This is a genomic window from Kribbella pratensis (assembly GCF_004365355.1).
In the GTDB taxonomy this organism is placed as follows: Bacteria; Actinomycetota; Actinomycetes; order Propionibacteriales; family Kribbellaceae; genus Kribbella.
Map to the genome: position 1 here is coordinate 2659608 of NZ_SODP01000001.1, position 23121 is coordinate 2682728.

The 23121-nt window shown below is 68.6% G+C and carries 21 protein-coding genes; 8 read left to right on the plus strand and 13 right to left on the minus strand.

The genetic code is table 11. The features are described 5' to 3' along the window. The first annotated feature begins 2 nt into the window (after window positions 1-2). Window positions 3-1136 carry a S1C family serine protease gene (locus EV653_RS12605; protein ID WP_134101887.1) on the plus strand — a complete coding sequence of 378 codons (1134 nt, stop codon included), beginning with the start codon at window positions 3-5 and terminating at the stop codon, window positions 1134-1136. An 11-nt stretch (window positions 1137-1147) separates the two neighbouring features. Here EV653_RS12605 and glsA read toward each other — a convergent pair whose 3' ends face one another. The 9 genes from glsA to EV653_RS12650 form a co-directional block, all read right to left on the minus strand. Further along, the gene (glsA, locus tag EV653_RS12610; RefSeq protein ID WP_202871573.1) at window positions 1148-2134 is read right to left on the minus strand and encodes a glutaminase A; all 987 of its coding nucleotides are present in this window, start codon (window positions 2132-2134) and stop codon (window positions 1148-1150) included. A 1-nt stretch (window position 2135) separates the two neighbouring features. Next, the gene (locus EV653_RS12615) at window positions 2136-3926 is read right to left on the minus strand and encodes an SLC13 family permease (protein WP_134101903.1); all 1791 of its coding nucleotides are present in this window, start codon (window positions 3924-3926) and stop codon (window positions 2136-2138) included. Window positions 3927-3942: 16 nt separating this feature from the next. Next, window positions 3943-5613 carry an AbgT family transporter gene (locus EV653_RS12620; protein ID WP_134101906.1) on the minus strand — a complete coding sequence of 557 codons (1671 nt, stop codon included), beginning with the start codon at window positions 5611-5613 and terminating at the stop codon, window positions 3943-3945. Beyond that, the gene (locus tag EV653_RS12625; protein WP_134101909.1) at window positions 5610-7133 is read right to left on the minus strand and encodes a leucyl aminopeptidase family protein; all 1524 of its coding nucleotides are present in this window, start codon (window positions 7131-7133) and stop codon (window positions 5610-5612) included. Before EV653_RS12625 ends, EV653_RS12620 begins: the two co-directional genes overlap by 4 nt. Before the next feature lie 34 nt (window positions 7134-7167). Further along, entirely contained in the window at window positions 7168-7650 is a 483-nt protein-coding gene (locus EV653_RS12630; protein WP_134101911.1) for a DUF1269 domain-containing protein, read from the minus strand. A gap of 85 nt (window positions 7651-7735) precedes the next feature. Next, on the minus strand, window positions 7736-8692 hold the full coding sequence (locus EV653_RS12635; protein WP_134101914.1) for an RDD family protein: 957 nt from the start codon (window positions 8690-8692) through the stop codon (window positions 7736-7738). A gap of 20 nt (window positions 8693-8712) precedes the next feature. Continuing rightward, window positions 8713-11334 (minus strand): LuxR C-terminal-related transcriptional regulator, encoded by a 2622-nt coding sequence (locus EV653_RS12640; protein ID WP_134101917.1) that lies wholly within the window; start codon window positions 11332-11334, stop codon window positions 8713-8715. Window positions 11335-11497: 163 nt separating this feature from the next. Continuing rightward, window positions 11498-12340, minus strand: a complete 843-nt coding sequence (gene qcrC / locus EV653_RS12645) for a cytochrome bc1 complex diheme cytochrome c subunit (protein ID WP_134101920.1) — start codon at window positions 12338-12340, stop codon at window positions 11498-11500. Between the two features lie 26 nt (window positions 12341-12366). Further along, window positions 12367-12867, minus strand: a complete 501-nt coding sequence (locus EV653_RS12650) for a hypothetical protein (protein WP_134101923.1) — start codon at window positions 12865-12867, stop codon at window positions 12367-12369. Between the two features lie 81 nt (window positions 12868-12948). On the opposite strand from EV653_RS12650, the gene EV653_RS12655 reads away from it, so the two are divergent. From EV653_RS12655 to EV653_RS12665, 3 genes are read left to right on the plus strand one after another with little or no spacing between them, the layout of a single operon-like run. Then, on the plus strand, window positions 12949-13749 hold the full coding sequence (locus EV653_RS12655) for an alpha/beta fold hydrolase (RefSeq protein ID WP_134101926.1): 801 nt from the start codon (window positions 12949-12951) through the stop codon (window positions 13747-13749). 9 nt (window positions 13750-13758) lie between these two features. Continuing rightward, on the plus strand, window positions 13759-14592 hold the full coding sequence (locus EV653_RS12660) for a helix-turn-helix domain-containing protein (protein WP_202871574.1): 834 nt from the start codon (window positions 13759-13761) through the stop codon (window positions 14590-14592). A 27-nt stretch (window positions 14593-14619) separates the two neighbouring features. Next, window positions 14620-16197 carry a DUF4139 domain-containing protein gene (locus EV653_RS12665; protein WP_134101929.1) on the plus strand — a complete coding sequence of 526 codons (1578 nt, stop codon included), beginning with the start codon at window positions 14620-14622 and terminating at the stop codon, window positions 16195-16197. A 46-nt stretch (window positions 16198-16243) separates the two neighbouring features. Here EV653_RS12665 and EV653_RS12670 read toward each other — a convergent pair whose 3' ends face one another. Beyond that, window positions 16244-16741, minus strand: coding sequence for a DUF2505 domain-containing protein (locus EV653_RS12670; protein ID WP_134101932.1), 498 nt, complete (start codon window positions 16739-16741; stop codon window positions 16244-16246). A 168-nt stretch (window positions 16742-16909) separates the two neighbouring features. Here EV653_RS12670 and EV653_RS12675 point away from each other — a divergent pair, with 168 nt between their 5' ends. Beyond that, a complete protein-coding gene (locus EV653_RS12675; protein WP_134101935.1) occupies window positions 16910-17512 on the plus strand; it encodes a sigma-70 family RNA polymerase sigma factor in 603 nt (200 codons plus the stop codon). Window positions 17513-17577: 65 nt separating this feature from the next. On the opposite strand, the gene EV653_RS12680 is transcribed toward EV653_RS12675, so the two are convergent. Further along, window positions 17578-18156: a TetR/AcrR family transcriptional regulator gene (locus tag EV653_RS12680; RefSeq protein ID WP_134101937.1), complete on the minus strand. Its 579-nt coding sequence runs from the start codon at window positions 18154-18156 to the stop codon at window positions 17578-17580. An 82-nt stretch (window positions 18157-18238) separates the two neighbouring features. On the opposite strand from EV653_RS12680, the gene EV653_RS12685 reads away from it, so the two are divergent. Next, on the plus strand, window positions 18239-19186 hold the full coding sequence (locus EV653_RS12685) for an alcohol dehydrogenase catalytic domain-containing protein (protein WP_202871575.1): 948 nt from the start codon (window positions 18239-18241) through the stop codon (window positions 19184-19186). Here EV653_RS12685 and EV653_RS12690 read toward each other — a convergent pair. Then, window positions 19183-19647, minus strand: coding sequence for a hypothetical protein (locus EV653_RS12690; protein WP_134101942.1), 465 nt, complete (start codon window positions 19645-19647; stop codon window positions 19183-19185). The genes EV653_RS12685 and EV653_RS12690 overlap by 4 nt on opposite strands. Window positions 19648-20146: 499 nt before the next feature. On the opposite strand from EV653_RS12690, the gene EV653_RS12695 reads away from it, so the two are divergent. Beyond that, window positions 20147-21073 carry a hypothetical protein gene (locus EV653_RS12695; protein ID WP_134101945.1) on the plus strand — a complete coding sequence of 309 codons (927 nt, stop codon included), beginning with the start codon at window positions 20147-20149 and terminating at the stop codon, window positions 21071-21073. 66 nt (window positions 21074-21139) lie between these two features. Here EV653_RS12695 and EV653_RS12700 read toward each other — a convergent pair whose 3' ends face one another. Then, window positions 21140-21706 (minus strand): putative glycolipid-binding domain-containing protein, encoded by a 567-nt coding sequence (locus tag EV653_RS12700; protein ID WP_134101948.1) that lies wholly within the window; start codon window positions 21704-21706, stop codon window positions 21140-21142. 41 nt (window positions 21707-21747) lie between these two features. Here EV653_RS12700 and EV653_RS12705 point away from each other — a divergent pair, with 41 nt between their 5' ends. After that, entirely contained in the window at window positions 21748-23076 is a 1329-nt protein-coding gene (locus EV653_RS12705) for an ADP-ribosylglycohydrolase family protein (RefSeq protein ID WP_202871576.1), read from the plus strand. Window positions 23077-23121: the final 45 nt, after the last annotated feature.

Consider the following 23121-nt stretch of genomic DNA (forward strand, 5'->3'; position numbering starts at 1 on the left):
CAATGTCCCAGGCTGACGGCGGACCGCAACAGCCCGCGGTGAAGCGCGGCCCGAACCGGCTCTTGATCACCGCCATCGTCGAGGGCGTGATCGTCGCCGCGCTGGTCGCCACGCTGATCATCGTCAGCATCCGCCGCAGCGGAGACACCGCCAACGCGTCGTCAGCCGGCGGCGGTGGCGGTGGCGGTGCCGGTGGCGGTACGGCGATGTGTGCGGCGATCCCGGTCGCGAATCAGGTCCTGCCGTCGATCGTCACGATCTCGGCGAGCAGCGGCGCCGCGGCCGGCACCGGATCGGGGCAGGTGTTCCGGGACGGCGGCTACATCCTCACGAACGACCACGTCATCTCGCCGGCTGCCACCGGCGGCGCGATCTCCGTCCAGTACAGCGACGGTCACAGCGCTGCCGCGACGATCGTGGGGCGCGATCCGAGTACCGATCTCGCCGTACTGAAAGCTGCTGACGAGGCGAAGGGGTATCCGGTGATCGGGGTCGGCTCGTCGGCGAACCTGCAGGTCGGCCAGCCGGTGGTCGCGCTCGGCGCTCCGCTCGGTCTCGCGAGCACGGTGACCTCGGGGATCGTCAGCGCGCTCGATCGGTACGTGCCGGTGCCGGGTGAGACGGTGACGCACCACTTGATCGGCGCGATCCAGACCGACGCCGCGATCAACCCCGGCAACAGCGGTGGTGCGCTGGTCGACTGTGCCGGGAAGCTGGTCGGGGTGAACGCCGCGATCGCCACCGTCCCGAACGCGTCGGGGGTCAGTGGTGGCGGAAGCGTAGGTCTCGGCTTCGCGATACCGATCGATCTCGCGAATCCGATCGCCGACGAGCTGATCCGCACCGGGAAACCCGGGCACCCGACCACCGGGCTGCAGGTCCAGGAGATTCCTCCCGCGCTCGCTCAGGCATCGGGGAGCCCGAGTGGCCTCTTCGTTCTCGCGGCAACCGGTCCGGGCGCCGCGGCCGGTCTGAAGGCCGGCGACGTGATCACCAAGGTCGACGGTCAACCGGCCGTCAGCAGCGAGCAGATCGTGGTCGCCACACTGACGCGCAAGGTCGGCGACACCATCGAACTGACCTACCTGCGAGCAGGCGCCTCAGCAACCGCCACCTTGAAGCTCGCCGCCCCCTAAGAGGCGGGGCGCTAGGCGACGGGCGGGACGGGTTGCGAGGCGAGTAGGTCGAGGCCCAGTTGCCGCGCCAGGAATTGCGCGGCCAGCTGCCCCTGCACGCTGTTGCCCGCCCGGTCCAACCGCGGCGCGAACGTGCCCAACGCGCCTTTGCCGGGTGAGACCGTCACGATGCCGCCGCCGATCCCGCTCTTCCCCGGTACGCCGACGTCGAGCAACCAGTCACCAGAGGTCTCGTACAACCCCGCGATCGCCATCACCACCAACGTCACCCGAGCGACATCCGCGTCGACCACCCGCTCCTGCGTCAGCGGACAGACCCCGCCGTCCGCCAGCGTCGCACCCATCACCGCCAGGTCCGTCGCCGCAACGCTCAAACAGCTCTGCCGGGTGTAGAGCTCGGTCGCCTCGGCAGCATCTCCGGCCAGGCCGCCCATGCTCTTCAGCAGAGCCGCCAGCGCACGGTTGCGATGGTTCGTGGCCAACGCCGACTCCAGCACTTCGACGTCGAGCTCGAGCTCGCGACCGGCGAAGCGCGACAACCCGTCAACGATGAACTGCCACCGATCCTCCAGCGAACTGCCGGGCGTCAAGCTGGTCGTCGCGATCGCCCCCGGATTCACCATCGGGTTGGTCCGCCCGGAGGGCGACCGTTCGACCGCCTGCACGGAGTTGAACGGCAGACCGGTCGCGTTCACCCCGACCAGCTCGCGAATGGCGTCGACACCCACCGCCTGGCACATCAGCGCGAACACGAACGGCTTGGCGACGCTCATGATCGTGAATGGATGCCGCGTGTCCCCCGCCTCGAACAACCGCCCGTTCGTCGCGACGACACACACCCCGAACGTGTTCGGATCAACCCGGGCCAACGCGGGATACACATCGGACACCGTCCCTTCGCCGACGCCGCGGTACAGCTCGTAGGTCATCCGCACCAGATCGTCGACCGTCGACGGATCGGGCAGGCCGCCCGTCGAGATGTACCTGCTCGCCGACACGTCAGAACGACCAGACCAGCGGGACGATGATGATTGCCGTTAGCAACCACCACGCCATCACGACCAGACCGAGCCTCCAGTAGTCCCCGAACCGGTAGCCCGCCGGGCTCATGATCATCATGTTCGCCGGTGTCGAGATCGGGGTCAGCAGCGAGGCGGCACCGGCGACCGCGATCACCATCAGCACCGGTTTGACGTTCGTCCCGGTGCCTTCGGCCGCCGCCACCGCGATCGGCGCCACGATCAGCACCGTCGCGGTATTGCTGACCATCTGCCCCAGCGCGGCGGTTACCAGGAAGAGTGCCAGTAGCAACAGATACGGACGGCCCGGCCCGACCGCGTCGATGATCAGGTCGGCGATCCGGTCCGCGCCGCCACTCGACTGGATCGCGCCTGACAACGGGATCAGCGCACCGATCAGGACCACGATCTGCCAGGAGATCGCCCGATAGGCCTGACTCGGACCGACCACCCGGGACAGCACCATCGCCGTCGCCGCCAGCAGACCGGCCATCGCCGGCGGCACCGCCCCGGTCGCGAGCAGCACGACCATCGCCGCGAGGATCGCGACGGCGACCGACGCCTTCGGCCCCCACGGCACGGCCTGCCGCCGTACCAGCTCCGGCGAGTCGACGAGCAGGATGTCCCGGTCCCGGTTGAGCTCCTCGAGGGTCTCCCATGGCCCGTGTACGAGCAGGGCGTCGCCCTCGGCCAGTTGGGTGTGCCGGTTGCCGCGGTCCTTTCCCATCCGCTGTACGGCGATGATCACCAGGTCGTGACCTCGATGCATCCCGGGGAACACCGTCTCGCCGACGAGTGCCGACCGCGGCGGGATCACCGCCTCGACCACGCCGGAGTCCCGGGTCAGCAGATCGTCGACCGGTGTCATGCTCACCGCGAGCAGATTGTCGACAACCAGATCGCTGACTTTCTCCGACGGCCCGGTCACCACCAGCACGTCGCCCGCGTCGATCGCCGCGTCCGTGCGGTTGTGCCCCTGCCCGTCCTGCACGCCGACGATCGCCACCCCGGGGTACGGCGTGAGGTCGATCTCGTGCACGCTCTGCCCGAGGAAGGGCGACAGGTCACGGACCTGCAAGCGGTAGAAGCCGTCCCGCAGTGCGTAGTGGACGTCGAGCGTCCGGGCATGCACGGCGAGGTCGGCCTCCTGGTGCGTGGGCCGGCTGGACGGCAGCAGCTTCGGACCGAGCAGCACCGAGATCGCGATCGTGCCGATCACCAGCGGCACGCCGACGACCGCGAAGGAGAAGAACTGGAACTGGCCCGCACCGGCATCTCTGGCCGCCTCCGACACGATGATGTTCACCGGTGTCCCGGTCAGCATCAGCAACGATCCCGCACTGCCGGCGAACGTGAGCGGCATCAGCATCTGTGACGGCGGTTGCCCGATCCGGATCGCAAGCATGACCACGAGCGGGAGCAGTGCCGCCACGGACCCGTTGAGCGTGATCAGGGCGGACAGCACCGCGCACAACGCCGTGACGGCGATCAGCAGCCTGGTCCGCGTGGTTCCGGCGTACCGGACGATGGTCTGGCCGGCCCACGCGGTCACGCCCGTCGAGTCGACACCCTCGCTCACCACGAACAAGGTGGCGATGAAGATCACCACCGGATCGCCGAAGCCCGCGAGGACGTCGGTGAAACCCAGCACGCCCGTCGCCCACAAGGACAGGGCGACGAGCACCGCGACGACATCGACGGGCAGCCTGTTCCACACGAACAGTACGACGGCCGCTCCGAGGATGATCAGGCTGAGGGTGCCGTCATCCATCTCTCGTCCCGACTGTCTAGCCGAGGTGAACCGGAGCGGACGGACCCCACGGAATCCCGATCACGTACCAGAGGATGTAGAACAGCGTCCACGTGACCAGCACGATCCCGGTGTACGGCAGCATCATCGACACCACGGTGCCCATACCGGCCTTCTTCCGGTACCGCTGGCAGACGAGCACGATGAACGGCAGGTACACCATCAGCGGAGTGATCACGTTCGCCGGACCGTCCCCGACCCGGTACGCCGCGATCACGGTCTGCGGCGCGATGCCGAGCCGGTAGAACAGCGGGATGAAGATCGGCGCCAGGATCGCCCACTTCGGGATCACACCGGGCATGATGATGTCGATCACGAAGACCAGCAGGATGAAGCCGATCAGCAACGGCAACGCCCCGATGTCCGCGCGCTCGAGCAGGTCGGCCAGGCCGGTCGCGGCCAGCCTCGACATGTTCGAGTAGTTGAAGTAGGCAATGAACTGCGCGATCAGCAGCATCAGGAAGATCAGTCCGCCGAGCCCGTTGAACGTCTTCACGATCGCGTTGATCACGTTCGTGCTACCGGTCAGCGACTTCGCGCCCCGGCCGTAGCCGAGACCCGCGGCGAGGAACAGCATCGAGATGATGAAGAGCAGGCTGCTCATGAACGGCGAGGACCCGAAGATCTCGCCGGTGTCCGGGTTACGCAGCGGAGCGCCGGGGATGAACGTCAGCGCCGACACGATCGCGACCGCGACGAGCAGGTAGTAGACCGACCACCGCAGCCCGCGGGACTCCAGCTGCATCTCCTCCTCGGTCGGCTGGTGGTCGACCGGAGCGTCGGCCGGCGCCTCGGCCGGGTCGTACTTGCCCAGCCGCGGCTCGAGCAGGCGCTCGGTGATGACCGTCATCACCGCGGCGCAGAACAGGGTCGCGGCGATGCTGAAGTACAAGTTGGCCGTGACGTTCAGGTGGACGTTGGGAGAGACCAGTTTGATCGTCTCGTTGGTGACCTCGGTGATGATGCCGTCGGCCGGAGTGATCAGGATGTTGACGAAGAACGCCGCGCTGACACCGGCGTACGCGGCCGCGATGCCGGCCAGCGGATGTCGCCCGAGGGAGGCGAAGGCCGCCGCGCCGAGCGGTATCAGGACCAGATAGCCCGCATCCGAGGCAACGCTCGAGATACCGCCGAGCAGCACGATGATGAACGTGATCGCCGCCCGGGGCGCGACTTTCACCATCTTCCGGATGAGCGCGGCGATCAGCCCCGCTTCCTCGGCCACGCCGACCCCGATCATCGCGACCAGGATCACCGCGACCACACCGAAGTCGTTGAAGTTCTGCACTGCGGTGGTGAAGATGAACCGGATGCCGTCCCCGGTCAGCAGGCTCTCGGCGGTGATGGTCTCGTGCTTGAGCGAGTAGTCCGGGATCGCCGGCGCGGGCGGTGCGTCGTTGCCGGCAACACTGGTGCCGCCCTCGTACTCGGGCGCGACCTGCGCCGTGGCCGGCTCGGCGACCTCGGTGGTCACGCTCGTCCCGGCCCAGGACAGGATCGCCGACAGCACGATCACCAGGACGATCAGCCCGAGGAAGATCAGCGCCGGGTGCGGGACCTTGTTGCCGACGCGCTCGATGCCGTCGAGGACGCGCTGCATCCCGCCCTTCTTCACCGGCTTGTCGTCCGGGACCGCCTTGGCGTTCATGCCGCTCCGTCCTTCGGGGCCGCGAACTTCAGGGCGAATTCGATCAGCAGCTTGGTGCCGAAGCCGGTGGCGCCCTTGTTCCGCCACGTCCGCGGCGCGGGGGCCTGCGCCGTACCGGCAATGTCGAGGTGAGCCCAGGGTTTGCCGTCGACGAACTCCTCGAGGAACAGGCCGGCGGTGATCGAGCCGGCGTTGATCCCGCCCATGTTCGTCAGGTCGGCGATCGTCGAGTCGAGCTGAGATCGGTACGACCGGTGCAGCGGCAACTCCCACACCGGCTCGTCCACCGCGTCACCGGCGTGCCGTAGTTGCTCGACAACAGCGGAGTTGTTGCCCATCACGCCCGCGACCTCGATGCCGAACGTCCGCAGGCACGCGCCGGTCAACGTCGCGATGTCGACGATCGCGTCGACGGGCTCCTCGGTCGCCAGCGCCAGCGCGTCGGCCATGACGAGACGACCTTCCGCATCGGTGTTGAGCACCTCGACCGTGGTGCCGTTGCGCATCGTCAGCACGTCGCCGAGCTTCATCGCCGACCCGGACGGCATGTTGTCGGTACACATCAGGTAGCCGGTCACGGCCGCCGTACACCCCAGGTCGCGCAGTGCCGTCATCGAGGCGAGGACGGCGGCCGCGCCCGTCATGTCGTTCTTCATCTGGGCGTGCGACTCGTCGCTCGGCTTCAGGCTGATGCCGCCCGAGTCGTACATGACTCCCTTGCCGACCAAGGCGATCCGGCCGGTCGGATCGGCTGGTTGGTACCGCAACCGGACCATGCGGGGCGGCTCGACGCTGCCCCGGTTGACACCGAGGAGTCCGCCGCATCCCATCGCGATCAACTGGTCCTTGTCGAAGACCTCGACCTCCAGCCCCGAAGCCCCGCCCACCTCGACCGCAACCTCGGCCATCCGTACGGCGGACAGCGTCGTCGCCGGGCAGTTCGCCAGGTCGCGGCCGAGAGCGCACGCGGCCGCGACGATCCGGCCGCGCTCGACGCCGGACTCGGCCGCTGCGGTGTCGTCGTCGGAGGCAACGATCAGCAGCGATTCCAGCGTGGGTTGCTCGGCGTCGCGGCCGACGAAGTACCGCCAGCGGGCCAGCAGCACGCCTTCGGTCACAGCCTGCGCGAAGTCGGCGACCGAGACCCCGAAGTCCGCCTGGTCCCCGGTGGCGACCTCGATCGCGAGCTTGCGGTGCCACGGAACGGCGCGCGCGAACTCGGCGGCCAGATCACGGACGACGGTCGGGTCGGTCTCGCCGCGCTCGCCGATCCCGACCGCGACCCGGACGGGCCCGTCTGCACGCGGCAGAACCAGCGTCTGACCGCGCTTGCCGGTGAAGCCGGCCGACTCGAGACCGGCCAGGTCGGTCCCCAGCTCTTCCGGGGGTTCGACGCCGGCAGCCACGGGCACGGCGAGCGCGTCCGCCTCGTCCGTGGCCTGCTTGAGCGAAACGACAGCGACCCGCACCTGGTACCGGGTCGAAGGAATCGGATCGAAGTCGCGTGGGGTCGTGTTCACGAAACCCTCCTCAGTACCTCGGTGCGGACCGGGATCAGCTCTGCAGGGCCTCGATGAGCTCTTCCTCGCGTTCCTTGGTCAGGTTCGTCTGGATAACCGTCGGGTTGAACGGCTTCAGCGCGTCGACGACGCGATCGACGGTCGCCGACTTGGCCAGCAGGAACACCGCGGCGTGGCCGTCCTGCAACTCCTGCCCGACGTGCTTGATCAGGTCGTCGTTGATGCCGACATCGGTGAGCTTGCCGGCCACCGCTCCGGACGCCGCGCCGACGGCGAAGCCGGCGAGCGGGTTGAGGAAGATCAGGCCGATCAGCGTTCCCCACAGTGCACCGCTCGCGGCGCCGGCCCCGGTCAGGTTGATGGACTGCTGGATGCGGACCTTGCCCTTGGCGTCCTTGTAGGCGTACGCCGCGTCCTCACGCTGCAGCAGCTGCTGCTTGGCAAGATCATCGGTCAGTGCGATGACGCGTTCGGCGTCCTCACGACTGTCCAGACCGAGAACCACCAGATGGGTCATGCGAACTCCTCGATGGCAGGCGCGTCCCTGTGCCGCGCTGGACGCCTCATCCCATCAAACCGGGTCCGTCGCCGGCCTCCTCCGATTAGGGTGAACCCGCGTCCTCGTGCCGCGCGAGGAACGCGGACAACGGACCGGGCAGCTCGGCGGGACGGTCGCCCCAGTCGTAGACGACCGTGGTGCCCGCGATCAGGTCGTGCAGCGCCCGGTGCTCGCGCTGGAACACGATCGACACGAAACCCAGTCCGAACAGTACGACGCTGAGCGGGAAGCCGACGACCCACCTCAGGGCCTGTCCGGGGTGGATCGGGCCGCCGTCGGAGCGCACGACCCGGAGGCCGATGGTGCCCTGCCCCGGTGTGCGGCCCGCGACCGCCAGGAACCCGAAGGCGTAGGAGAACGCGAAGACCGCCAGCGCGATCGTTGCCGGGAGGGCATGTCGTACTTCAACGCCCCAGAATGAGGTGGTCAGCAGGTTCACGCCGGCCAGGCCGATCGTGAAGGTCGTCGCGATGATCAGGACGTCGAGTGCGGTGGCAGTCGCCCTGGTCACGATGCCGGCGTATTCACCCGTGACGGTTCGGGACCGGGGCGCGGGTTCCCGGCGGAGCAGACGGGTGATGCCGCGGTTGAGGATGGCGTCGAGGCCGGCGAGTTGTCGACGCATCACGTCGAGGAGCGAGCCTGCCAGGCGGGTCTGGCTCTCGACCACGATCTGAGGCAGACCGGACCGCCGGGCCAGACGCTCGATATCGACGCGTTCGAGCAGGCGCTCGACATCGACACGGTCGATCAGGCGATCGACGTCGATGCGATCCAGGAGAAGGTTGAGGTCGACATGTTCCAGCAGGAGGTTGAGGTCGACGCGCTCCAAGAGCTGGTTCAGGTCGACGCGGGCCAGGGCGCGATTGAGGTCTACGCGGTCGACCAGGGCGTCCACGTCGACATGGGACAGCACCAGGTCCGGTTGGACGGTTTCGACGACCCGCTCGGTGACCTTGCCGGCCAGCCGTCCCAGAACCCCGCCGGGACGGGAACTCACCCGCTCCAGGTGATCCACCACTACAGCAGCCCGACGGCACGGGCGGTCCGCAGGGCGGCGGATCGCTTGTCCACACCGAGCTTGCGGTAGAGCGAAATCAGATGGGTCTTGACCGTGTTCTCGGTGATGAACAGGGCCTGCGCGACCTCGGCGTACGAGCTGCCGAGCGCGAGCTGGTCGAGCACCTCGGCCTCCCGGGCCGTCAGCCGGATCCGGGCGCCGTTCACGACGGCGTCGAGCCGCCGCGGCGGCGGGGCGTTCGCGTCCGGCCTGGTCCGTGCGAGTGGCGTCATCCCGCCGGCCTGGCTCCATCCGGCCTGGTAGTCGGACAACTTCTCGAGCGCGGCGGCCGCGAACGGGTGCGGGTTCGGACCGGTGACATGTCTGCGCAGGCGGTCCAGGAAGGCGGGTTCGTCGCCGGCCGAGGTCAGCACGTGGAGCATGCGTTGCGGCGTGACGCGATTCAGGGTGTCGACCAGTGCGGCCTCGGCGGCCGGCTCGTCGCCGGTCCGGTCCAGCAGGACGGTCCGGAACGAGGCGGCGGCCGAGGCCAGCGGTGGATAGATGTCGGGGTGTTCGAGGCCGGCGTCGAGCAGCTTCAATGCTGTCGGGGCGTCCTCCTGGACCAACGAGGTCATGGCCCGGATGAGCTCGGCCTCGGTTGCGTTGCCGGTGCGCTCGAGCACCGTGAGCTGTGCGTCGACCGTGGTCTTGTCGCCGAGCAACGTCGCCAGCCAGGACCGCAGCAACGCCAGATCCCGCGAGAGGTACGTCGGCAACGGGCCCGCGGCCACCGGGTCATTGGTGACCTCGGTCAGGGCCTCCCCCAGACGACCTCGCTCGACGAGCAGGACCGCACGCAACATCGCCCGCAGACCGGCGACCACCGTGTCGGATCCGGCCACGTCGGCGGCCGCGACCTGTTGAAGGTAAGCGCACGCGGTGTCCACCTCCAGCTCGCTGAGCGCAGCGAATCCCAGCACGACTTGCGCTCGTACGGCGTACTCCGGGGGAAGGCCGCGCTCTCCCCCGACGTCGATAGCGGCCTGGGCCGATTGGGCCGCGCTCCGGACCTGGCCGCGCACATGCTGAACGACCGCCCGGTGGGCAAGGCCACCTGCGATGAGCTGGCGTTGGCCCGCCATCCGCGCAGTCACGAGGGCCTCGTCCAGATGGCTGAGCGCTGCGTCCAGCTCGTCGGCCCAGGTCTCCGCCGCCGCGAGCTCGATCAGCAACCAGGCCAGCCGCTCGGGACCGAGTACGGCGCGCGTCAGCAGCGACCTGGCCCGTTCGATCGCGACGTGTACGTCATGCCAGCCGTAGCGCGACTCCCACAACCGCAGCAGTACTGCGTCCGCCTCCACCTCCGGGGTCGATTCAGTCGCCGGCTCGTCAGCCAATGCGGCATCTTGGACGGCGCCGGCCACATCTCCAGTGACTCGGCGCAACAGTCCCCGGACGCCGAAGAGGTGTCGATGCTGGTCGACGTAGCCGGCCGGGAGCGAGTCGAAGGCGGCCTCGACGAGGTCGGCCTCGCCCGCAGCGAGCAGTGCCGGCCCGTGACCGAGCAGGATCCGCTCGACCAACTCGACGTCGTCGGCGTCCAGCGCGCTGCGGAGTGCGGCCTCGCTGTCGCCGTGACTCTCGTAGTACAAGGCCGAACGGTGGTGCGCGGTGACGACCAACTGCCGGTCCGCGGCATTCGTCGCGATCCGCCGGCGAAGCAGCTCGACCAGGAGCGGGTGGTAGCGGTACAGCGGGTTGCTCCCGCGGTCATTGGCAGCCTCATCGGCGTACGCCGTGACCAGGAGACCGCTGCCCGCGAGATCCTCGAGCATCGAGCCGGCCTCGCTGTCGCCGCTCAGTACGGCGGCCAACTGCCCTGTCAGGGAGGTGGCCGCGAAGGTGCTGAGGAGCATCGCCAGCACCCGTTCGTCGAGCGTGTTCAGCGTCTCGCCGAGCAACAGGTCGAGCACCGGCCGCTGGTTGGCGAGCGGCCACACGACATCGCCGGACGCCTGCAGCGTTCGAGCGGCGAGTACGAGCGCCGCGGCCCAGCCGGCTGTCTTCTCCTGGACCAGCGAGATGTCGTCCGCGGTCGCGTGTTCGGCGTGCGCCTGCACGAGCTCGGTCGCCTCGGCGTCGTTGAACCGCAGGTCCCGCGAGCGCAAGGTCAGCGCCATCCCCCGGACCTCGAGCTCCGAGACCGGCAGCGGCAGGTCGTACCGGGTGGCGAGCAACAGCCGGAGTGCGTGCGGTGCCTCCTGCAGAACGCGGGCCAAGGCGGTGACGGTTGAAGCAGGCAACAAGTGGGCGTCGTCGACGACGATCGGGTCCAGCATCGGGGAGCCCTCGGCGGCGTCCACCCGCTCGAGGAATCCCTGCAGCGAGCCGGGAGTCTGCCCGGGCACCCACACCACCGGCTCCCCGGCTCGTCGCCGGCGCGTCACCCAGTCCGACAGCAGAACCGTCTTACCGGTGCCGGCCGGTGCGATCACCATGGTCAGCGGCGAAGCGACGCCCAGATCAAGCGCTGAATGCAGCCGCTCGCGCGTCACAAGTGTGAGGGGCGGTCGCGGCGTCTTGCCGTCGGCCGACCTCCGGAATGCGTCGCGCTCCCGATCGAGCCCTGGGCTCGTCACGCGCGTCACCCCTCCCCTGGGCGGGCGTGCTATGTCCGAATCCTTGGTCCCCACTCCTCGTACGTACTTCGGAAATCGAGACTAACGGGTTCGGGTCGATTGCGGCAGGGGTTGAGCGTGACGGACCGCAGCCGGGCGTGGCGGACAGCAGCAGGTTCCGCGGTCAGTCGCGGCGGCGGACCCGGGGCACCTTCGCCCCGATCCAGACCGCGACCACGACGAGCAGACCGATACCGACCAACCAGCCCCACAGGCCCTCGGAGACCGGTCCGAGCCGGCCGAGGCCGAATCCGCCCGGGTCGTCGGTGTGCTGCAGGGCGACGACGTAGGCGATGATCGCGCGCTTGTCGTCGGGGAGCAGGACGCTGTCGGAGAAGACCGGCATCTGTTGCGGTCCGGTGAGCATCGCCTGGTAGATGTTGCGCGGCGACGTGCCCTTCAGCGACGGCGCGTAGCGGCCGTTCGGGAGGGCTCCGCCGCGGCCGGAGAAGTTGTGGCACGCGGTGCAGTTGGTCCGGAACAGTTCGCCGCCGCGGACGATCTCCGCCTGCGTCACCTTGCTCACGTCGTACTCGTCGGGCGACGGGATCGCAGGCCCGGGGGCGAGCGAGGCGACGTACGCGGCCAGCTGGGCGATCTCTTCCTGGGTGTAGACCGGCGGCTTCTGCGGGATCTGTGCGTTGGTCTGGGCGGCCGGCATCCGTCCGGTGCTGACCTGGAAGTCGACCGCGGCCGCGCCGACGCCGATGAGCGAAGGGCCGGCGACCCGGCCCTCACCGTTCGTGCCGCCCTCGGCGTGCAGGCCGTGGCAGCTCGAGCAGCCGACCGCGAACAGCCGCCGGCCCGCCTCGATCTGGTCGGACTGGGGACCGTCCGCACCCGTCGCGCTGCGCGGCACCAGCACGGTGTAGGCGAGACCTACCGTGACCAGCGCAGCGCCGATCACCAGTGTCTTCGCAAACCTCCGTCGACGCACCGGACCAGCAGACCCTGGTAGCACGCGCATTGTGATCCCCCGATTCGGGTGAGCTTTCAGCGAGAGTCGCGCTTCGCCTGCCGGCGGGCACCCATGGCCCGCGTCGAGGCGTCCTTCTTCAGTCCGCCGGTGGTCTTCTTCACCGTCCGCGGCCTGCTGACCACTTCGGACGTGGACCCGTCGGTCGCACGCATGGCAGGTGCCGCCGCCTTCGCGGCCCGCGCCGCCTCGAGTCGCTCACTGCGCAGCTGCATCGACGCGCGGTTCGCGACCACGGCGACTTCACGGCTGACTTTCGCCAGCACCGATTCGAACAGCTCGGCCTTGTCGCGGTCCCGCTGGTTGCGCGGGTACGACATCCCGCGGCCGCCGACGTCGGCCACGGCCGCACTCGCCGCCCGCCGGTAGTTCTTCACGTACTTCGTCCGCGCGCGCCGGATCCGCTGATGCAGGTCCAGCAACTCGTCTTCGTCCAGGCCCTTCAACGCGTCCCGCTCGGTCTCCGCGACCAGCAGACGCTCGGCCTCCGTCAACGAGTTCAGCAAGCCTTGGTTCATCGGAACCTCCTTAGCTGCCCTTCGCAGACTACGGACATTTGTACAAGACCGACAAGCCGCCGAACGCGCATTGTCATCGACATGAGTGAGAACTCCGTCGAGCACTCGCAGGGAGTGCATGTGGTCCACAGCGGCTCGCAGCAAGCCGCTCCGCTGTTGCTGATCCACGGTTCCGGCGCTTCCGGCGCATGCTGGGCGCCGATGGTCCCAGCACTTGCCGAACGCCACCATGTCGTCACGATCGACCTGCCCGGGTTGGGCCATTCGGCGCCGGTCACGTCGTACGACATCCCTGCACAGGCAGGGCGCGTGGCGGCGATGATCGACGCACTCGGCCTCGGGCCGCTGACCGTGGTCGGACATTCGAGCGGCGGGTACGTCGCTACCTCGCTCGCGGAGCAGCGGCCCGATCTGGTGACCTCGATGGTTCTGCTCAGCACCGGTCCCAGACTCGAGGCGCTCCTGCCGCAACCGGCGATCATTCGTGCGCTGTCCGGGCCGCCGCTCGGTCGGCTCACCTGGGCGCTGCGGTCGGACAAGCTCATCCGTAAGGGCATCAGTGCGACCTGCGCCGTCCACTTGGATATCCCGGACGAGTTGATCGCCGACCTTCGGGGTCTGCCGTACCGCGACTTCGTCGACGTACTGCGGTGCAACGGCGAATACATCAGCGAGCGCGGCGTCCCCGAGCGGCTCGCAGAGCTCGACCTACCGCTCCTCGTCGTCTTCGGGGCCGCCGATCCGCGCTGGGATCCGGCATCGGCGAACGATTACGCCGTCGTGCGGGACGCGCGGATCGAGATGCTGCCGGGGATCGGGCACGTGACTCCGCTCGAAGCGCCTGAGCTCACGGTGAAGCTCGTCCTGGAATTCACGGCCTAGCATCGATACATGCGCTTGACCGTGGCGCCGCCTGACTGGACGCAGGTGGAGATCGCCGTACCACGCACTCCAGGTGAGCTGCCCGGCGTGCGCATGGCGGGGTTCCGGCATCGGGCCCCGGCGTTCGTCGATATCGCGATGGTGGCGCATCCGTCGGTCACGCTGATCGTCGATCTGAGCGACGACGAGGGCCTCATCTACGACGCAGCGGGCCGGAGCCAGAAGGGCAGCGCATTCGTCGGGCTCCTTCCGGGCGATGTGCACGCGGCCGGGACGCTGGGCGAATGTCTGCAGGTCCGGTTATCGCCGGTCGTGGCAGCTCGCGCCTTTGGTCCCGCCGCGGGGCTCACCGGAACGGTGGCGCCGTTCGCGGAGGTGTGGGGTCGCGGGGCAGAGCGCTTCGAGGACAGATTGCGTGCTGCTGCGTCTTGGGACGAGCGGTTCGCCATCGTGGTGGAGGTGCTCGGCCGACGGCTGAATACGTCGGTCGACGCTGAGGTGGCACACATCTGGCAGCGAACCCTCGCCGGCCAGGGGCGCCTGCGGGTCGACGGCCTCGCGGACGAGGTCGGTTGGAGCCGCAAACGCCTGTGGGAGCGCTTCCGCTCACAGCTCGGCATCACCCCCAAGCGAGCCGCTCAACTGGTGCGCTTCGACCACGCCGCGCACCTGTTGGCAGCGGGCGAAGCGATAGCCACCGTTGCCGCCGAGAGCGGGTACGTCGACCAGTCCCACCTGCACCGCGAAGTCGGCGCATTCGCCGGTACGACGCCTGCCGTCGTCGCTGCTGCTCCGTGGTTGGCGATCGACGACGTCGCTTGGCCGGTAACACCCAGGAGGTAGTCCCGGTCGGCGGCTACTGTCGGAGGCATGGACCAACTCGTGGTGGATGCGCCGATCGTTGCTGTCACTGTCTATCCGGGTCGCGCACGGGTGACGCGACGCGGACAGATCACCGTGCCCGCTGGGGACCAGACCGTATACGTCGAACCGCTGCCGCTGTCCTTGGAAGAGGACTCGATTCGCGTTGCCGGCCGTGGACCCGCGACCGTGCTCGGCGTGGACGTAGCGACCCAGCGTTACCCGCAGGCGCCGGACGAGACCGTCGCGGCTCTGGAGCAAGCGCGGCTCGACGCACAGGACGAGGTCACGCAGCTCATCGACGCCGATGACGTCCAGGCGCAGCTCGACACATTCCTCGCACAGTTGGCCCGCCGCGCCGGCAACAGCTTCGCGCGCACGCTGGCATCCGGCGACGCGGGCGCCGAGTTGGGCGGCTTCACCGAGTCGCTCACCGACCGGTTGTCCGCCGTACGCGCGACCCGACGCGAGCTCGCCGCGCAACGCCGCGAGGCCGAGAAGCGTCTTGCCGCCGCGGACCGTCGGCTGGCCGCGATCGTGCAGCAGCGCATCCCCGACCGGCGGACGGCTGCGATCGCGCTCGCGCTGGAGACCGAGGCCGAGGTGGAGATCGAGCTCTCGTACGTCGTGCCCGCGGCCAACTGGACCAGCTCGTACGACGTCCGTCTCACCGGCGGCCGGCTCACGCTCAGCTGGTACGGCCTGATCACCCAGCAGTCCGGCGAGGACTGGCCGGAGTGCGACCTGACCCTGTCGACAGCGCGGCCGACGGTCACCGCGAAGGTGCCTGAGCTCGACCCGTGGTACCTCGACCGCTTCCAGCCGCCGATGCCGGTCGCGCCCGGTGGCCCGGTCGCGCTCGGCATGCAAGTGGCGGGCGGACGAGAGAATCTCCAGTCCCGCAGAGCGTCCGCGCTTGTCGCCGAGCAGGCGGCGTTCGATGCCGTCGAGGCGACCGTCGAACAGGGCATGACCGCCGCGAGCTATACCCCGCCGCGGCCGGTCGCCGTACCGGCGGACGGAGCAACGCACCGCGCGACGATCGCCTCGATCGACCTCGAGGCCGAGCTGGACTACATCACGGCACCGGTGCGATCGACCGACGTTCATCTGCGCGCCACGGTGGTGAACTCGTCCGCGCACACGTTGCCCGCCGGCAAGGCCTCGGTCTTCCACGAAGCGGAGTTCGTCGGCTCGGCCGCGCTGCCGTTGTGGGCTCCCGGTGAGGACGTCGAACTCGCGCTGGGCCTCGACGACCGCATCCGCGTCGAGCGCAAGCTGGTACGCCGGGAAGCGAGCAAGGCGACGCTCGGATCGACGCGCCGCCGTCAGGTCGAGTACGAGACGAAGATCGAGAACCACACGCCGCGCAACGCCCGTATCACGGTCCTCGATCAGTTGCCGGTGGCACGCGACCACGAGATCACCGTCAAGCCGCTCAGCGCCGAACCCGAGCCGGCCGAGACCACCGACCTCGGCGTCATCACCTGGAAACTCGACCTCCCCGCCGGCAAGGAAACCGCGATCAAACTCGCGTTCCGCGTCGACACCGCCAAGTCCGTCGACCTGACCGGCTGGCGCGAATAGCCGCTGGGGCTGGGATTCAGAGCGCGAACTCAGCCCTGGCGTGAAATCACAACGAGCCGGACAGCCAGGCGCGGGCCACCTCGAACTTCTTCTCCAACCTGACGCGTACGGCGTCGGCGACCACTTGCTCGATACCCTTGCCGACCATCGGCACCGAGGCCGTCACCTGCAGGTCGAACGCCTGGGTGGTCCCGCGCCCGTCCGGCACGATGCGGGTCGTGCCGGACACCTTCACCGGTACGCCGGTCACCTCACCGTCGACGTCAGCCTCACGCGCGCCGTTGGCATCGGGCCGGTGCCACACCTTCACCTGCGCCAGCTCCAACGTGTTCCCGACGAACCGCCGCGCAACCACCGGCACGTCGGACGCCTGCGTCTGCCAGTGGAACCGCACCCTCAGGTCGTCACCGGCATCTCCCACCACGACGTCGTACGAATGCACCCGCAGCCGCTCGAACACCTGTCCCTGGAACGTGATGTCGGTGATCATCGCAAACACTTCCTCCGGAGAGGCGTCGTACGACGTGTCCAGCCTGAAACGCATAGGGCACTGAATCACAAACCAAGGCGCATCCGAACCTTCACCTCGAACCCGAGCCGTTGACACAGGACACGTGACAGGGAGGAAGGGGAGTGACACGGTGGGCGACTTTCGGTAACCTTTTCGTGATGTTCACCGCGTAGCTGACTGAGAACGGGGCTTGGGAAGCGCATGGCCATCGCAGGTGCAAGCACGGCTGCCTACAGGGTTGCCGATCACAGACACACCGACGATTCCGACGACGAGGACGCACTGATCCGGCTCGCGCAAGCGGGTGACGGAGCCGCTTTCGGGCAGCTCTACGATCGGTACCTGCCGTCCATCTACCGTTACACCTACAGCAAGACCTCGTCCCGCAGCGCGGCCGAGGATCTGACCAGTGAGACGTTCCTGCGAGCGTTCCGCGCGATCGCCCGCCGGCCGCGGGCACAGCTGAACTTCGCGGCCTGGCTCGTCACCATCGCCCGGAACGTCGTGATCGACCACCACCGCTCCGGCTGGAGCAGGCTGGCGATCGTCACCGACGAGATCACTCCGCAGGTCGACGACGCCGTCGGACCGGAGCAGGCCGCACTGTTGTCCGTGAGCACGGCGACGGTGCGCGACGCACTCACCCGGCTGCCCGACGATCAGCGCGAATGCCTTGTACTGCGCTTCTTCGCCGGCCTGTCGATCAGCGAGACCGCAGCGGCGATGGACCGCACCGACGGCGCGATCAAGCAACTCCAGTTCCGCGCCACGAACCGCCTGCGCCAAGTGGTCAAGGATCGTTGATCAACGCAACCACAACACGGAAGCGGACTGCTTCGACAAGGCCAGTGACGTTCACCACGACCGCCTCAGGCGTGTTCGGCCGCGAACGCCTGTACGACAAGGGTTGCGAACCGGCGCGACGCCGTAGTGCGGGTTGCCGGATCCGACACGTGCAGTCCGCGATGTGCGGTCAGCATGATCATCAGATCAGCCAACTCGAAGTCCTTCCGCAACCGGCCGTGCGCCTTCGCCCGCCGCGCCAAGGTCGCGACCGACTTCAGCGTGAGCTCCCGGCTCTCGGCGATATCGACCGCATCCGGGTACGTCGCCAGGAACGCATCGGTGAATCCCCTGTTCTGCAGATGCAACTCGCAGATCCGCTCGATCACCGAACAGAAGCCCTGCCACGGATCCGGCGTCGCCAGACCTTCGTCGACGATCGCCTGACACGCACGGATCTGCTCGGCGAACGCCTCGGTCGCCAGCAGCTGCTTCGTCGGGAAACGGCGATACAACGTGGCCGGCCCGACCCCGGCATGCCGGGCGATCGCCCGCATCGGAACAGTCAGCCCCTCACGGGCGAACAGCACGCGGGCCGACTCGAGAATGCGGTCGCGGTTGTCCTCCGCGTCGGAACGCAGCTTCTGAGGCAATTGCTCGGTCATCACTCTCACTCTAGCTAAGTGGACACCTGCGTCCACATAGGCTCGATCCGCAACCGATCGAGAGGAACTTAGAGTGAAGGCCGTGATCATCAAGGCATTCGGCGCGCCGGACGGGCTGAGCGTGGTCGACCTGCCGAAGCCCGTGCCCGGACCGACCGAGGTGCTGATCGCCGTCGACGCGATCGGCGTCGGTGGTGTCGACGCGCTGATCCGCAACGGCAGCCTCGCCGGCTGGGGGTTCACCGAAGGACTCGTGCCCGGCTCCGAGGTCGCGGGCACGGTGGAGTCCGTCGGCCGGGAGGTCGACGAGTCCTGGATCGGCCGACGCGTGTGGGGCTTCACCGGCCTGGGTGGTGGTTATGCCGATCACGCGACAGCCGAGATCGACCACGTCGTACCGCTTCCCGACGACCTGTCTGCCGCCGACGCCGTGACGCTCGGCAGTTCGGGAGTCGTGGCCCATTTCGCCTTGGAACACGTGCATTTCCAGCCCGATGAGTCCGTCCTGGTTCGCGGCGCCGCGGGCAGCATCGGCATCCTGAGCGTGCAGTTGGCTGCCCGCCGGGGCGCATCCGCTGTAGCGGTCACGACCTCGTCGGCCAAGCGCGGCGAACAGCTGCGCCGGCTCGGCGCGATCCACGTTCTGGACCGATCCGGCGCGGGCGACGGTCCCCCGGCGTACGACGTCATCGTCGATGTCGTCGCTGGTCCGGACCTGCCGACGTACTTCGGCAAGCTGAAGCCGAACGGCCGACTTGTTGTCGTCGGCATCGTGGGTGGCCAACCGCCTGCCGACTTCGGTACGACGTTGATGGCGGCGTTCCGCAGTTCGCTGACGTTCTCCACCTTCAGCGCCGACACTGTGCCGGCCGAGCAGCGTCGTACTGTCAGAGCCGAGCAGTTCGCGGCAGCCGCTCGAGGTGAGCTGCCAACGGTCGTGCATGAGCAGCTGGCGCTCGACGACGCCGTAGTTGCTCATCAGAAGATCGACGCCGGCGAGGTGTTCGGGCGGATCGTGCTGATCCCCTAGTACTCGTCGACGGGGCTTGGGGTCGCCAGCGCGATCAGGCGTTCGGCGACGAGGGCGCAGCGTCGTTCGGCGGCGTTGCGGCCGGTGCCGGCGTACCGGAGGCGAGCGGAGGCGGTCAGCGGTTCGGCACTCACCTCGATCAGGGATCCGCCGGGACGCGGCTGAACCGAGACGGCGATCTGGACCCAACCGCCCAGCCCGCTGCGCAGCCGGACGATCAGCTCCCGATCGGGTCGCCAGCGATCGACGATCGCGACGATCAGGCTGCGGTTCTGCATGTGGCGGCCGCGCATCTCCCGGCCGGTGTCGCGTTGGATCACGGACCCGGTCTCCGGCCAGCTCGGCCCGGCCCGGAGCGGGGACGGCACGGCGACCATCCAGTCCGCGAAGGTCGCCGGGTCACGGATCACCGCCATGACAGCGTCGACGCTCACGGCGCCGAACCGCCACACCATCACCATCGAAGCCGTTTCCCTGTCCGCCGCCCGTGCCGAGTCTTGTGTCTACCAGGTAGCCCGGTCACACGGCAGCTTTCACACGCCCCGTTGAACCACCGGCGAACGCCGGCCGAGTCGTGTATGTCACAGGGTCACTTCGATGTCGCTCTCAACCACGCAGCCTTCAACCTCTTGACAGCTCGAACGCCGGGACGGCGACCGCGATGCCGGAGGTGTGCGGGATAAATCCGGTTGCCAGCAGCAACAAGTCCGGAGTCATCGAGAGCACGAGCACCACCGGGACCAGGACGCGGAGTACGGCGCGCGGCCGGACCCGCCGCCGAACTCTTCGCCGCCGCGCCCTCCCTTCCGTCCCCGCTAGTCCGCCCGATCACCCCGAACCCTAGTCGGGCCGGACGCCGGGATTTCCCGCAACACGGCTGTGAACTTTTCGGCGGCGGCCGGAATCCAATGCGGTACGACGGAGGCGCGGACGCCTCCGCACCAGGGGAGGACGATCCACATGTTTCGCAAGACCGCAAGTCTGGCTTCGGCCGCGGTGCTCGCACTGGGGCTCGGCGCGGCCGCAGCGTCGTCGGCGCAGGCGAAGCCGACCGCAGAGTCCAGCACGACCGCCGCATGCGCACTCCGGCTCGGATCGGTGACGGCCAACGGGGCGTTCACCAGCCGGATGATCAACGCCACGGCGCCGATCACCGTCGGCGGAGTCCGGGGGACGGCCGGAGTGTTCGGCGCGAACCAGGTCCAGCACATCAGCACCGTCACCGGCACCCCGCTCCGCGCCGGCGGCGAGACCAGGTCCGGGCTGACCGTCATAGGCGGCGCGCTGTATTCGAGCACGTTCACCGTCGACACCGAGAGCCAGATCGACCCGCACTACCCGCACAACAACCTGCGCATCGGTGGCGGCTGGGCCGGCTACCGCTGGATCGACCAGTCCATCCACCAGAAGGTCGGGTCCCCGACCCGGACCACGCTGTATGCCCAGCGCACCAACGGCCAGCTGGACCGTTGGGTTGCCGAGGGCTCCGGCTGGCGCTCGACCGGCGGGGTCGGCGGCCTCAGCACGGTGAAGTCGATGGCTCTGATCGGCCGCACCGACACCACCGAGACCTTCATCGCCAACACCCGGGCCGGCACGCTGCTGACGGTCACCTGGCCGACCAAGAACAACGCCGCGACGGTCGGCAAGACGGTTCGCACCGCGACCTGGCAGGGCTTCGAGCAGCTGATCGCCACCAAGTGCGGCACGAGCGGCACGCTGCTGCTGGCGATCGACCGCGACACCAAGTCCGGGTACCTTTACGCCGTTGGTCACGCCAACGGTACGAGCACCGTGATCAAGAGCCTGGGCAAGGTCCCGTTGACCTTCTCGGACCCGCAGTACTTCCGCATCGCGCCGAACTTCGACACCCTCAACGGCGGCTGACCACCAGCCCAACCTCCGTCTGAGCACTGTGCCCGCCCTCCCCCGGAGGGCGGGCACAGTTTGCTTCTAACGGTCGCGGACGGCGATGCCCGGGTAATCCAGGACGAGTCCCGAGGCGTCGTACGTCAGCTCGCACGCGAAGTCGAACGTCGCGGACTCGTAGTGGAAGACGTGCCGGCGGTCGTCGGAGCTCAGCAGGGTGTAGCGCTGTTCGAGCCGGATCACGCTCAGGTCGTCGGCCTGCACGAACGCGGCCGGCACGTCGTACGCCTCACCGACGACGAACGGCAGCCGGTGGATCGGGAGCGTGTTCGTGACCGCTGACGACTCGAAGTCCACGTCGAGGCAGCCGTCCAGATCCGGCCGAGCCACCCCGTCGACGGTCCAACCGTCGGTACTCCGTTCGAGCACGAGTTCGCGATCCCCCGACGCGCTCGAGTTGATCGCGTGCACGGATCGCGTCCGCCAGTCGGGGTCTACGTCAATCTCGTACCCGACGTACCACGTCGACTCCCCCTCGCGGGCCGACGTCCGGCCGCGCAGCCGGTGACCGTCCACGAAGAGCACCTCGAACCCGACCCGCACCTCGACGTGCAACCACGAGGCGGCCCGGGGCATCGATTTCAGCTGCATGCTGAGACCCTAGCCAGAAGCGGACAGGACGAGGAGGCGCTGTGGAGCTGGGGCCCGGGTACTCGAGTGGACACTACGACGCGATGCGGCCGGCGGATCTGCTGTACGCCGAGGTGCGGCAGCGGCGGGAGACCGGGTACGACGTCGACGAGGTGGTCCGCGAAGCCAACCGGACCGACCCGGAGGACCGGGCCGCGGTGCTCGACCTCGTCGACCGGATGTCGTTGGCGGCCAGGCTGCCGGGCTGGAAGTACGTCGAACCGGACGAGCTCGACGAGATCGAGGAGACGCTCGGCGTGCTCCCGGAGGCGGCTGACCCGGCGGAGGTGCCTGACCTGGCCGACAAGATCCACGCCGCGTGGCTCGGCCGGATCGCCGGGTGCAACGTGGGGAAGCCGGTCGAATCGGGGGATTACTGGACGTCGGCCCGGATCCGCGACTACCTGACGCTCGCGGACTCCTACCCACTGCGGGACTACGTGCCGGTGCTCGATCCGATGCCGGACGGGTTCGAGCTGACGTCGTGCTGGCCGGAGACGACGCGGGGGAACGTGAAGGGTTCGGCGCGCGACGACGACATCGACTACCCGATCCTGGCGCTGCATCTACTCGAAACACATGGCAGCGGGTTGCGTCCCGAGGACGTCGGCGCGGCGTGGCTGCGGCTGTTCCCGGTCGGCCAGGTGTTCACGGCGGAGCGGGCGGCGTACGTGAATCTCGTGGACGGGTTCACCGTGCCCGAGGTGGCGCGGCGACGGAATCCGTACCGGGAGTGGATCGGCGCGCAGATCCGTGGCGACGTCTTCGGGTACGTGCACGCCGGTGACCCCTGGGCGGCCGCGCGGCTCTCCTACCAGGACGCTGCGCTGTCGCATGTCGGGAACGGGATCTATGGCGAGATGTGGGCCGCGGCGCTCGTTGCAGCGGCGTTCACGGCGTCTTCACCGCGCGAGGCCGTCGAGCGCGCACTGGCCGTCGTGCCACCGCAGTCGCGGCTGGCCGAGGCGATCCGGGACGTGCTGGAGCTCGAGGGCTCGTGGGAGGACGCGCTTCGGGTGATCCAGGAGCGGTACGGGCACTACTCGTGGATTCACACGATCAACAACGCGGCGATCGTCGCGGCGGCGTTGCTCTGGTCGGAGGGCGACTACCTGACCGGTGTCGGGCGGGTGGTGATGAGCGGCTGGGACACCGACTCGAACGGCGCGACCGTGGGGTCGGTCCTCGGGATCTTGAGCGGCACCCAGAACCTGCCGGAGCAACTCATCGCGCCGCTCGAGAACCGGACTCGCTCCGCGCTCTTCGGCTTCGACAACTCGGTGATCTCCGACCTCGCCGACCGGACGGTCCGGCTGGCCGGTCGGCTCTAGCCGGACGGTCTGTTGTTCGAGGACTGACACACTTAAGCAAGATCG